This window comes from Acidovorax sp. 99, assembly GCF_003096455.1.
In the GTDB taxonomy this organism is placed as follows: domain Bacteria; phylum Pseudomonadota; class Gammaproteobacteria; order Burkholderiales; family Burkholderiaceae_C; genus Acidovorax; species Acidovorax delafieldii.
Window position 1 is genome coordinate 1,830,276 of the sequence record NZ_QEKU01000001.1, and the last position, 12,461, is coordinate 1,842,736.

Below are 12,461 nucleotides of genomic sequence, written 5' to 3' on the forward strand. Positions count from 1 at the left end.
TATGCCTCAGGACGTGGCGCCATTGTTCACAGGCAGCGTGAAGGTAAATACCGTACCACGGGGTTCATTCGGCGCAAATCCGAGGAAACCGCCGTGTTGTTCGATGACGGTGCGGCACATGCTCAGCCCCAGGCCCATGCCCTCGGGGCGGGTGGTGAAGAACGGGGTGAACAGCTTTTCCGCGACTTCGGGAGGAATCCCGGTTCCCACATCGGTGACGGCAAATTCAATCCAGCCATTGTGCGGGTTGGAGGCTGCACGCCGCACCCGGATATCCAGCACACGATTGCGCACACCAGGGTCATCCATGGCCTGCATGGCATTGCGCGCGAGGTTCAGAAGCACCTGCTCCACCATGGTGCGGTCGCACAGCGCGGGCGCCAGGCCGGGCTCGATGGAGGTGTTCACGCGCACCCCCAGCTTGCGGGCCTGCAGACTCACCAATGGCAGGATGGCATCGAGCAATTGCTGCGCATGCACGGCCTCGCGGGCCTGGTCGCGGCGCCGCACAAAGTCGTGCACGCTCTTGATCACGCGGCCCGCGCGCTCGGCCTGGCGGGCGATCTGGCGCATGGCCATGCGCACATCCTCCAGGGCATCCTGCTCGGGGGAGGAAGCACCGGCAACAGCGCTGACACTGGCGGGCGCGGCATGTTCCAGCAGGTTGATGGAGCCGTTGGCGTAACTGGAGATGGCGGCCAGCGGCTGGTTGAGTTCGTGGCTGAGCAACGAGGCCATCTCGCCGACCGTGGCCAGCCGTGCCGTGGCCTGCAGACGTTCCTGCGAGGCGCGGGACAGCTCCTCGACCCGGCGCTGCTCGCTGATGTCCAGGAACGCGCTCATCCAGCCTGTGTGCTGGCCCTGGGCATTGATGAGCGGGGCCTCGATGATCAGCACGGGAAACCGGGTGCCGTCCTTGCGCATAAACTCGGACTCAAACCCCTCGCGCGGTGGCATGGTGCCTGCAAAACGGATGGCCTGGCGCTGGCGGTATTCCTCCACACGCTCGGGTGGCCAGTAGGGGGCCGACATGCTCAGGCCCAGCAGCTCCTGCGGGCTGAAGCCCACCATCTCGCAGAAGGCCGGGTTGACGTAGGTGATGCGCCCCTCCAGGTCGCGCGCGCGAAGCCCGGTCACCAGCGAGTCCTCCATCGCCTTGCGAAAGGCCAGCGCATCGGCCAGGTCACGCTCGGCGCGCAGGCGGCGGCGGTTGTCGCGCACCAGCACCACCATCACCGTCACCAGCGCAATCGACATGGCCGTGACCAGGGCCGTCAACACATTGGGGAACAGGCTGGGTGCACTGTGCCAGCTGTCCATGCGCAGCACCAATGTACTGCCTGGCAAGTCCAGCAGATGCTGCGCCGAGAACATGCGCGACCCCCGTCGCGCGGCACCCAGCACCGCCAGCCGGGTGCCGTCGGCCTCTGTGAAGGAGGCTTCCTGGCTGCGCGTGAGGTTGTGCCCCACAAGATTGGCCAGGATGTCCTGCAGCGCATACGTCGCGACCAGATACCCCATGGTGCGTCCGCTGGCAGACAACGGAACACACAGCTCCATCATCTCCGAGCCCAGGCCGTCACCATGGGGCTGAAAGTAGCTGCTGGAATACGCTGGCCCCCCCAGGCGACGCGCGTTGGCACAGGCGATAGTGAGGTCCGACTGGCCACTGTCGCGCAGCCGCATGTCCCAGGCCACCGGGCGGTAGGGCGACTGCACGTGGGTGCGCATGCGCAGATTCGCATCGCGCAGCTCAATGCGCACGAGCTCGCGCCGGTTACGCAGCAGGTCAGACGCCTCGACCTCCCAGGCCAGATGGCTCGGGTTGTCGCTGGGGAGTGCCTGCAGGCTTTGCAGGTTGTGCGTCAGCGCGGTGCGGATGTCCGAGACTGCATCGGCGGTGTCCCGCTCCAGGCGGGTCTGCACCTGGCTGGCTTCGTAGCGCCCGGCCAGCCACACCATGGTGGCAAGCATGGACACCACGAGCAGCACCAGCGCCGTCCACAACGACCAGCGCCGCCAAGCTCCGCGCCAGCGCTGCAGCAGGGTGCGTTTGACGGGCGTTGGCTTCACAGCACGCGGTGGGTCAATGCGGGCAGCTGAGCGCGCACGGCACTCAGGCGCTGCGCGTCCAGCTCGCCGGCTACCACGCCAGCGCCTTGATCGCGCTGCGCGATGATGCTGCCCCAGGGGTCCACCAGCATGCTGTGGCCCCAGGTATGGCGGCCGTTGGCGTGCACACCGCCTTGGGCAGGGGCCAGCACATAGGCCAGGTTTTCCACCGCGCGGGCACGCAGCAACACTTCCCAGTGCGCCTGACCCGTGGTGTGCGTGAAGGCGCTCGGCACCAGCAGCAGGTCCGCACCTGCGCGGGCATGCGAGCGGTATAACTCCGGAAAGCGCAGGTCGTAACACACGGACAACCCCACCCGCCAGCGCTGACCGCTGCGCGCTTGCAGATCAAACTGCACCGGGGTGTCACCGGCGTCGATGACACGGCCTTCGTCGTACTGTTCAGCGCCGTTGCTGAAGCGAAAGAGATGGATCTTGTCGTAGCGCGCCACACAGGCACCCGTCGGGTCGAAGACCAGCGTCGTGTTGCGCACCCGGTCCGGCGTACCCGTGGCCATCGGCAGCGTGCCGCCCACGATCCACATCTCAAGCGCGCGCGCGGTATCGGCCAGAAACTGCTGGATCACTCCGGAACCAGCGGTCTCGCGCAAGGCGAGCTTGTCAGTGTCCTTGTGCCCCATCAGGCAAAAATACTCCGGCAGCGCCGCCAACTCAGCGCCGCCCTGCGCAGCCTGTTCCAGCAGCTGGCGTGCAACACGCAGGTTATCGTCCAGCGCGATGCCAGACACCATCTGGATGGCGGCGACTTTCATGAAGGTTCTCCAGTCTTGGGGGGTGGGTTGGCCCGGGGCGTCGCCTCGGTGGCAGGGCTCGATTCGCGCCCGCGGCGGGCCACGCGCACCACCCGCGGGTCGGCCCAGGTGCCATCGATGCGGAATTCCTGCGTGGCAGCCTCGATGAGCGGACCGCGCAAAAACACCTGTGCCAAAAAGCTGCCCAGGCCAATCACCGGGTTGATGGCCGTGGCCACAAGCGACGCCGTCATGGCGTTGATCTCTGGCACCACCACCACACGCAGGTCCTGCGTCTCCTGGTCGATGCTGGCGCTGCCTTCCATCAGTACGGCCGCATTGACGCCCTTCATCTGCAGGTTGTTGGTGGTGGCCACGCCGCGCTCAATGCGTAGATCACCGCGCACAAAATCAAACGCAAAACCTTCACTGAACACATCGCGAAAATCCAGTGTCAAGCGGCGCGGCAATGATTGCAGGCTGAGCACGCCCAGCAGCTTGGCCAGACCAGGATCAGCCTTCAGAAACTGGCCGGATTCGACATTCAGGTTGATCTGCCCGGTCATGCTGCGGTAATCGGGGCTGAAGGGAGCGCCAATCCAGCCCACCTGCCCTTCCATGCGGCCCTTGCCGCGCCGCACCACGTTGGCCATGCCCAGGCGGGCCAGCAGATCGCCCGAGTCGCGGATATCGAGCTTGAAGCTGAGTACGGTGCGCCGCTCGGCCGAACGGGGGCCTGCAGAGGCTGCATTGAGCACCGCCCAGTTGCCGTTGGCAGTGAAAGCGGCCTCGGGCGCCGTGATGTTGAACTTGGACAGGCGCCACTCGCGCTGCACCCCCTCACCGCCCCGGTTCTGGGCCTCCATCTCCACCCGTCCCAGCCGCTTGCCACGCAGCTCGAAATCTTCGACGACGATGTCCAGCGCAGGCAGGTTGCCCGGTTGCTCGTTGAGCAGTTCTTCGACCTGGGTCACGTCGCTTTGCGGCATGTTCACACGCGACAGCCGGGCAAACAAACGGCCGTTGCTGAAGTCGGGCGATCCGGGCTGGCGGTACTCCAGGTAGCCATTGAGTTCGGTGGCATCGAGGTTGGCACGCCAGGTGGAGCCGTCGCGCAGCGCACCTGCCACCACGTTGTGCAGCGTGCGGCCTTGCAACGTGAGCTCGCGCGCGCGCAACGCCAGGGTGGTGGGCAGATAGTCCTGTGCCACGGCCTGCCCGGCAGGCGTGGTCGCCACTGCGGCACCCCGGAGGGCGGGCTCGGCGGCAGTGGCCCGGGTGAGCACCTCGTCCCAGGCGTCCACATCCAGCTTGCCCTGGTTGATGTTGGCAGCCACGCCTTGCGCAGGCATCGGGGCGGACTCGCCGTTGCTCAGACCCACACCGATGGTGCCGCGCAGCACGCGCGGCTGGGGGCCGCTCAGGTCGCGCAGGTAGGTGGCGGAGCCAAGTGATCCCAGGTCCAGCACGATCTGGTCCCGCAACGGGGGGGCACTGCTCCCGCTGCCGTTGCTGCTCGCCAAGCCCACCAGTGATTCGCGCGCCACCTGGTTGTCAAAGCGCAGGGGCAGGCTGCTGTCCGCCGTCTTGCCCAGCGGGGGCGGCAAGGCCAAGGCCAGGCCCTGCAGGCTGGTGTTGACCTGCAGCTCGGGCACCCCGCGGCGAAACGACAGGGCCAGCGTGTACGGTGCGCTGCCGGTGGCACGCCGCGCCAGTTGTGACAACATGCCCAGCTGCGGGGTTTGCTGCAGGCCTTCGGCCGTGGCGGTGCCCTGCGCGCGGATCTGCACCGCCGACTCGGTGGCCGGGGCATTGGCTGCCAGCGCACGCATGCCGCCTTCCAGCCGCACGGGGCCGCCCAGCGCCTGGGCCTGCAGATTGGACAGTGAAAACCCGGTCTCGCTGAACTGCACGGCGCCCCGAACGCGGGTGAGCGCCGGGGTGTCGGGGGTGATGCGCAGCTCATTGCCAGCCAACGTGACGCTGCCCTGCACCTTGGATTTGTTGATGTCGCTGATGGGCAGGCTCAGTCGCAACTGGAAGTCGGCATTGCCCGTGCCGCTGGCCTGCTCCAGCGCATTGCCTGTCATACGGCCCAGCGGTGATGTGGTCATGAGCGTGAGCAGCTCTGCCAGCGGGCCGCGTGCATCGGCGCTCACGCCCACCACGGTGTGCGCCAGGTCTGGAATGCGGGCATCGACCTTGGACAGCCGCAGGCCCTTGCTGCCTGCAAAACCGCCGCTGGCGCCGCGCACCTGCATGGACGAACGCTCAAAAATCAGCTCGCCGCCGAGGTCAGTCAACGCAGGCCAGGGCAGGGTGCCCGCAGGCTGCAGCGCAGTAGGAACGTAGGCATAGGTCACGTCCTTGACGCGCGCCGCAATGCGGAACTCGCCCTGCTTGGGATCGTTGAAGGGCAGGTCGTGCAGATCGCCCTTGACGCGGAACTGCACATTGCTGGCGCTGCCGGCGACCACCGCATCGCGCACATAGTGACGCGAATCGGCAGGAATGGACAGGGGCAGGTAGCGGTGCACCCGGGTGCCGTCGGCGCGGTGCAGCGTGCCGGTGAGGTCCAGCACCCCCGGAAAGCGCGACCGGTGGGGCGCCTTGGATGCGTCGCTGGTGTGCCAGGTGGCACGGGCATCGCCCTGCGCATCGGCGTTGGCGAACTGCACATCATTGGCCTGCACGGCAATACGGCTGCCGTCCAGCTGCCAGCGCACGTCGGCACTGAGCCGGTCCAGCGGCAGGACGGGTTCCTCGAACACCCCTGGCAGCACCAGCGCACCTGACGCCATGGTCAGTGCCGCCTTGCCCCCTGACTGGTTCATGTCGATGTCCACGTTGGCGCCACGCAGACCCAGGTGGGCGGGTGCCGAGCCATCCGTGGCACCCGCCAGTGCCAGCCCCCGGATACGCCCTTTGACCTGGTACTGCTGCAACGCATCCAGAGGCCCCTTCCAGGTGGCCTGGATCTCGTCCACCAGTCCCTGGGGCGTGTAGGTGCGCAAGGCGTCGTGGGCGGCCGTCCCCAGCGGCAGGCGGCTGGCTACCTGCGCCAGGGCCGCCAGGTCCAGCCGGTCGGCCCGCAACTCGCCTTGCGCCGGGGCCTTGCCGTTGGCATCGGTGTGCACCAGCCGCAAGTTGCCACCGGGCCAGGTCAGGCCATCATCGGTCTGGAACTGCAGCGCCTGCGTCGAGAACTCAAAGCCGCCGGTGAGCCTCCGCCCCCCCAGCCGGCCCTGGATGGAAGGAAGAACCAGCGGGCGCAGATCGGCGGCCAGCGTGGTGTTCACATCGGCCAGCGCCAGGTCGGCCGTGCCCCCCACCACCTGGCCGCTGCGCACATCGGCCCAGGCCCGCAACGCGCCCCGGCCCTGCGCCACCTCGATGCCCACATCGGCGTGGTGCCGCAGATGCGACACATCGACCCGCGTGAAGTGCGCAAACACCTGACCGTTCCAGTGCTTCCAGTTGCCATCGCGGGCGCGCAGCAGCGGCGCGCGAAACAATCCCACCAGGCTGAAACGGTCCCCCCATTCCGGCGGCGGCGTGGCATCCACCCGGAGGTTGTGGCGCCAGTTGCCGTTGCGCAAAACCAGGTCCACCTTTTCCAGCGCCAGCTCGGGGGCGCCGCGCTGCTCATCGGTCCAGCGCACCGTGCCGTCCTTGATGTAGACCTCGCCCTGCGAGAACAACCAGTCGGCCGCCGCGCTGCTGTCGCCCTGGTTCTGGGCAAACTCCAAACCCGCCACATAGATGCGTCCGTCACTCGCCCGTCGCACATCCAGGTCGGGGCCTTCGATGTAAAGCTGCTCGAACCCCCACTGCAGCAGCGAACGGGGTGACAGCGCCACCACCACCCGATGCAGGCGCAACGCAGTGCGGCCCGAGGCATCCAGCAGCGCGACATCAGACAGCTCGATGGACGGGATCAGCCCCTCGGTGCGGGCCACGATGGCGCCGATCTGCACGGGAACCCCCAATACCCGTGCGGCCTGCGCCTGCAACTGTGGGCGGAAATCACCGATTCGCGGCACAATCCAGCCATGAAGAGCCCCCCATGCGATGGTCAGCAACAGCCAGAAGGCGAGCAACAAGCCCAGCGACCACCGTGCAAAACCTGCGACTATTTTCAGCAGGCGTGAGGGGTGCGAGGTGGGATCGATCATGGTGAGATGGAAAGTGGCAGGAATTATGACCCGCAGCCCTGGCGTGGGTTCACTCGTGACCCGAGTGCCCAGTGAGCTTTTGTATGCCGTCGGGCCCGCAGACCAGCACCCCGCTTCCCGTCCAACATCCGGCTGTGGCTGCCATGCATCCTTCTCTGTCTGACCCCCGCTGCCATCAGCCTCTGCCGGAGGGACCTCTGGCCGGGCATTCCCGCTTCTACCAGCGCCTGCACCGCCGCTACGCCAACGACCTGCCGCTGCTGCCACCAGGTGTTCCGGTGCTTGCGACCATGGAGCAGGCCTACGACGCCCTGTGCGCGCGTGGCTGCGACACTGGGACCGCGCTGCGGGTGCTGCGCCAGCTGGTCATGGAACGACTGATCCAGCTGGACTGCGAAGCGCAGACACCGCTGGCCGACATCACCCGGGCTGTGACCGAACTGGCCGAGCTGGCCCTGGACCGCGCCTGCCAGCAGGCGCGCCGCGAGCTGGACGAACGCCATGGTGCCCCGCGCGGCCCACAGGGCCAGCCCGTGCAGCTGTGGATCATCGGCATGGGCAAACTGGGCGCCCGCGAGCTCAATGTCTCGAGCGACATCGACCTCATCTATGTGTATGAGCACGATGGCGAAACCGCCGGCATGCCCGATGGCCGGGGCCGCATCTCCAACCACGAATACTTTGCGCGCGCCGTCAAGGCCATCTACAGCCTGGTGGGCGATACCACCGAGCATGGCTTTGTCTTCCGGGTGGACCTGGCCCTGCGGCCCAACGGCAACTCGGGCCCCGCATCGGTGTCCCTGGCCGCGCTGGAGGAATACCTGCAGGTGCAGGGCCGCGAATGGGAGCGTTTTGCCTGGCTCAAAAGCCGCGTGGTGGCCCCCCGCGAGTGCATCGGCCGCCCCGAGGTGCAGGCCCTGCGCGGCGTGGTGCTGCCGTTTGTGTTTCGCCGTTACCTGGACTACAGCGTGTTCGATGCGCTGCGCTCGCTGCACAGCCAGATCCGGGACCATGCGTCCAAACGCAGCGCCGGGCACCCCGAGCGTGCCAACGACGTCAAGCTCTCGCGCGGCGGCATCCGCGAGATCGAATTCACCGTGCAGCTGCTGCAGGTGGTGCGCGGCGGGCAGTTCCCCGAGCTGCGCCGCCGCCCCACGCTGGATGCGCTGCAGCGCCTGGCCCATGCGGGCCTGATGCCGCAGGAAACCGCCGACGCGCTGGCCCGGGCCTATGTGTTCCTGCGACGGGTGGAGCACCGCATCCAGTACCTGGACGACCAGCAGACCCACGTGCTGCCCACCCGCGACGACGACCTGGCCTGGATCGCCAGCACCCTGGGCTACAAGGACTGCTGCGCCTTCCTGCACGAGCTGGACGCACACCGCGAGCTGGTGGCCCAGGAGTTCGACACCCTGCTGGGTGGCAACGGCAAAAAACAATGCAGTGGTGGTGGCTGTGGTGGCCCCCGGGCGGCGGCACCGCCGCCTCCGGAGCTGGAAGGCCTGCTGGAGCAACTGCCACCGGGCTTTCGCGAGCGTGTGGCCGAGTGGCGCAACCACCCACGCGTGGCCGGGCTCCGTGACGAGGCGCGGGCCCGCCTGTTCCGCCTGGTGCAGCGCACGGCCCAGTGGCTCAAGGAAGGACGCGTCACCGAAGAGGCCACCGTGCGCCTGGCCAACTGGCTGGAGCCGCTGCTGCGGCGCGAAAGCTACCTGGCGCTGCTGCTGGAGCGGCCCTCGGTGCACGAGCAGCTGCTGCACCTGCTGGGCGCAGCCAAGTGGCCCGCGCGTTACCTGCTGCAGCACCCCGGTGTGATCGACGAGCTGGTGGGCGATGCACTGTTGTCCGAACGTTTTGTGGTGGCCGACTTTGAACGCGAGCTGGGCATGCGCCTGGCGTCGCTGCGCTCTACCGGCGAGGACGACGACGAAACCCTGCTCAACCTGCTGCGCCGTGCGCAACATGCCGAAACCTTCCGCACCCTGGCGCGCGATGTGGAGCGCCGCATCACCGTCGAGCAGGTGGCCGACGACCTGAGCGCGCTGGCCGACAGCGTGCTGCGCATCACCAGCCAGTGGTGCTGGAGCCGCCTCAAGAACCGCCACCGCGACGAGCCCCAGTTCGCCATCATTGGCTACGGCAAGCTGGGCGGCAAGGAGCTGGGCTACGGCAGCGACCTGGACATCGTCTTTGTGTTTGATGACGACGACGAACGCGCGCCTGAGGTCTACGCGGCCTTTGTGCGCAAGCTCATCAACTGGCTCACCGTCAAGACCGGCGAGGGCGACCTGTACGAGATCGATACGGCCCTGCGGCCCAATGGCAACTCGGGCCTGCTGGTGACGAGCTTCGAGGCCTACGCCAACTACCAGCAGCAACGCGGCAGCAACACCGCCTGGACCTGGGAGCACCAGGCCATGACACGCGCGCGGTTCGTGATGGGCAGCGAGGCCTTGCGCGAGCGCTTTGACGCTGTGCGCGAGGCCGTCATCACCTCTGCCCGCGACCCGCTGGCGTTGAGGGGCGAGATCGTGACCATGCGCGAGCGGGTGCGCTCAGCCCACCCCACGCCCGCCGGTCGCTTCGACGTGAAGCACAGCCCGGGCGGCATGGTGGACGCCGAATTTGCCGTGCAGTACCTGGTGCTCTCGCAGTCTGCCGCCCACCCCGAATTGCGGGGCAACCTGGGCAACATTGCACTGCTGCAGCGGGCCGAGCAAGTGGGCCTGCTGCCCCCAGGCGTGGGCCACGCAGCCGCCGACGCCTACCGCGAACTGCGCCGTGTACAGCACGTGGCGCGGCTGGACGAGGCGCCCACCCAGGTCACGCCACCCGCACTGCAGACCGAGCGCGATGCCGTGCTGGCGCTGTGGTCGGCGGTCTTCGGCTCCGGCGCCCCATCGGCCTGATCGGCCGGGCGCACTCCGCAAGGGATGGCCGACTTCTGGAGGGGTCGCCTTTCCCCTCCCCGCCATATATTGGGACGGTGCAAAACCTCCATCCCATCTGCCCGTCCCTTGCTGCAAACAACAGGTCAGCCCTGGCAGAAACACGGCCGAAACACCCGCGATATTTTTTGAAACAAAAATTTAATCAATCGTTTGATTAAACAGTGCTGTAATCCGGCTCCATGCCAGATTCAGCCCCCAAGCCAGCCCGGCCTTCCATGCCCCCCCCGCCGCCCACGGAAGGCGCACAGGCCCGCGCGCGGCTGCTACACGCCGCCTTACGCCTCTTTGCCGAAAACGGCTTTGCCAAGGCGTCCATCCGCGACATTGCCCAGGCGGCGGGTGTCAACCCGGCGTCCATCAGCTACTACTTTGGCGACAAGAACGGGCTGTACCGCGCAGCGTTCACCGAGCCCATGGGCAGCCCCATCGCCGTGGATGCCTGGCCGGACACCTTGCCTGCGTTCATCGAGCTGCTGATCCAGAGCTTCATGCAACCCCTGCACGAAGGTGATCTGGTCGAGCTGTGCATGCGCCTGCACTTTCGCGAAATGCTGGACCCCACCGGGCTGTGGCAGCAGGAGCTGGAGTGCGAGATCAAGCCTGCCCACGCCGCGCTCGTCGGCCTGCTGTGCAAGGAGTTCGGCCTGAAAACTGCCGATGACGATGTGCACCGCCTGGCCATGGCCATCACCGCCCTGGCGCTGCAGTACTACGTGGGCCGCGACGTGGTGCAGGCGGTGCGCCCCGGCCTCACCGCCACGCCGCGGGGGCTGGCCGCCACCACATCCCGGCTGGTGGACTTTGCCCAGTTCATGGTGGACGGGGAACGCCAGCGCCGCGCTATGGCCCGCGCGGCCGCCCCCGCCAAAAAAACCTCCTCTCCCCGTACCCCAGAGTGACTTGCACATGCGACTGATCTCACACAAACCCTTGTGGCTGGCGCTGGTCCTGCCACTGGTGGCCTGCTCCACCACCGCACCACCTGCGCAGGTATCGGCACCCGCACCTGCGGCCTGGAACGCACCCCTGCCGCACCAGGGCTCCCTCACGGGCATGGCCCGCTGGTGGACCCAGCTGCAAGACCCGCTGCTGGTCGAGCTAATCGACGCCGCCCAGGCCGTGAGCCCGGGCATCGCGCAGGCCCAGTCGCGCATTGCGCAGGCCCGCACCACGCAGGTGGGCAGCCGGGCGACGTTGCTGCCTTCACTCGACGCACAGGCCAGCGCCAGCCGGGGCTTCAATGACCAGCTGGCGCGTGTGGCGACCACCTCGCAGGCGGGGCTGCAGGCAAGCTGGGAGCTCGACCTGTTTGGCGCCAACCGCGCCGCCAAAACCGCTGCCGATGAGCGGCTGGCCGGCGCGCAGGCCCTGTGGCACGAGGCGCGCGTGAGCGTGGCAGCCGAGGTGGCGCAGCAGACCAGCAGCATCCGCACCTGCCTGGCCCAACAACAGGTGGCCGAGCGCGACGCGCAGTCCCGTAGCGAAACGTCCCGCCTGTCCCAGCTCAGCGAACGTGCGGGCTTTACTGCGCCCGCCACGGCCGCACTGGCACGCGCCAGCGCCGCCGAGGCCCAGGCCCGTGCCTCGCAGCAACGCATGCAATGCGATGTGGAGGTCAAGGCCCTGGTGGCGCTCACCGGCTGGGAAGAACCCACGCTGCGCACCCGGCTGGCCCAGCCGGTGGCTGCGGCCCCGGACGCTTTGTTCACCATTGACGCACTGCCCGCCCAGGTGCTGACCCAGCGCCCCGACGTGTACAACGCCGAGCGCGAAGTGGCTGCCGCCAGTGCGGACGTCGCCAGCGCCCAGGCCCAGCGCTACCCACGTCTGACCCTCAGCGGCAGTGTGGGTGCGGCCCAGGTGCGCACGGGGGGCGTGACCACCGACCTGAACACCTGGACCATCGGCCCGCTGGCGCTCAGCGTGCCGATCTTTGATGGGGGCCGCCGCGCCGCGCAGACCGATGCGGCGCAGGCCCGCTACGATGAGGCCGCGTCGCAGTACCGCGCCAAGGTGCGCCAGGCCGTGAGCGAGGTTGAGCAAGCCCTGGTGCGCCTGCAAAGCACGGCCGAGCGCAGCGCCAGCGCGCGCACTGCCACCGAGGGCTACCGCGCATCGTTCGACGCGACCGAGGCGCGCTGGCGTGGTGGCCTGGCCAGTCTGGTGGAGCTGGAAGATGCCCGGCGCACAGCACTGGCCGCCGAGAACGCGCTGGTCGCGCTGCAGCACGAACGCCAGACCGCCTGGATTGCGCTGTACCGCGCCGCCGGTGGTGGATGGAAGCTATGAGACACCCCCCTGAGGCACTTTGCGCCTCGGTGCGTCCGCCGGAGGCGGCCGCTCTTCACCGCCGTCCAAGCCTGCGCAGGCAGGCTCGGAGCCGCGGCGCTCAGCCCCCGCTCTCGCATTGCTGCGCAATCCGGGCAGGGGGACGCAGCCCTCGCTGCGGGGCGGCCCTTGCTGGGTTGCCC

General features: G+C 67.9%; 6 protein-coding genes. 3 read left to right on the forward strand and 3 right to left on the reverse strand.

Translation table 11 applies throughout. The features are described from left to right. Positions 1 to 6: 6 nt before the first annotated feature. Genes C8C95_RS08610 through C8C95_RS08620 form a run of 3 tightly spaced genes read right to left on the reverse strand, consistent with a single transcriptional unit; the run spans position 7 to position 7,039 of the window. Entirely contained in the window at positions 7 to 2,073 is a 2,067-nt protein-coding gene (locus C8C95_RS08610) for an ATP-binding protein (protein ID WP_243415654.1), read from the reverse strand. Further along, positions 2,070 to 2,885 (reverse strand): carbon-nitrogen hydrolase family protein, encoded by an 816-nt coding sequence (locus C8C95_RS08615; RefSeq protein WP_116748297.1) that lies wholly within the window; start codon positions 2,883 to 2,885, stop codon positions 2,070 to 2,072. Before C8C95_RS08615 ends, C8C95_RS08610 begins: the two co-directional genes overlap by 4 nt. Further along, positions 2,882 to 7,039 carry a YhdP family protein gene (locus C8C95_RS08620; RefSeq protein ID WP_116748298.1) on the reverse strand — a complete coding sequence of 1,386 codons (4,158 nt, stop codon included), beginning with the start codon at positions 7,037 to 7,039 and terminating at the stop codon, positions 2,882 to 2,884. Before C8C95_RS08620 ends, C8C95_RS08615 begins: the two co-directional genes overlap by 4 nt. A gap of 143 nt (positions 7,040 to 7,182) precedes the next feature. Here C8C95_RS08620 and glnE point away from each other — a divergent pair, with 143 nt between their 5' ends. The 3 genes from glnE (at position 7,183) to C8C95_RS08635 (ending at position 12,279) form a co-directional block, all read left to right on the forward strand. Continuing rightward, a complete protein-coding gene (gene glnE, locus C8C95_RS08625) occupies positions 7,183 to 9,948 on the forward strand; it encodes a bifunctional [glutamate--ammonia ligase]-adenylyl-L-tyrosine phosphorylase/[glutamate--ammonia-ligase] adenylyltransferase (RefSeq protein ID WP_116750197.1) in 2,766 nt (921 codons plus the stop codon). A gap of 257 nt (positions 9,949 to 10,205) precedes the next feature. After that, entirely contained in the window at positions 10,206 to 10,889 is a 684-nt protein-coding gene (locus C8C95_RS08630; RefSeq protein WP_116748299.1) for a CerR family C-terminal domain-containing protein, read from the forward strand. A gap of 7 nt (positions 10,890 to 10,896) precedes the next feature. Then, the gene (locus C8C95_RS08635) at positions 10,897 to 12,279 is read left to right on the forward strand and encodes an efflux transporter outer membrane subunit (RefSeq protein ID WP_116748300.1); all 1,383 of its coding nucleotides are present in this window, start codon (positions 10,897 to 10,899) and stop codon (positions 12,277 to 12,279) included. The last annotated feature ends 182 nt before the right edge of the window (positions 12,280 to 12,461 follow it).

Bases quoted from the DNA above. Each gene is read 5' to 3' on its own strand.
- C8C95_RS08615 (WP_116748297.1), bottom strand. From the start codon at position 2,885: ATGAAAGTCGCCGCCATCCAGATGGTGTCTGGCATCGCGCTGGACGAT.
- C8C95_RS08620 (WP_116748298.1), bottom strand. From the start codon at position 7,039: ATGATCGATCCCACCTCGCACCCCTCACGCCTGCTGAAAATAGTCGCA.
- glnE (WP_116750197.1), top strand. From the start codon at position 7,183: ATGCATCCTTCTCTGTCTGACCCCCGCTGCCATCAGCCTCTGCCGGAG.
- C8C95_RS08630 (WP_116748299.1), top strand. From the start codon at position 10,206: ATGCCCCCCCCGCCGCCCACGGAAGGCGCACAGGCCCGCGCGCGGCTG.
- C8C95_RS08635 (WP_116748300.1), top strand. From the start codon at position 10,897: ATGCGACTGATCTCACACAAACCCTTGTGGCTGGCGCTGGTCCTGCCA.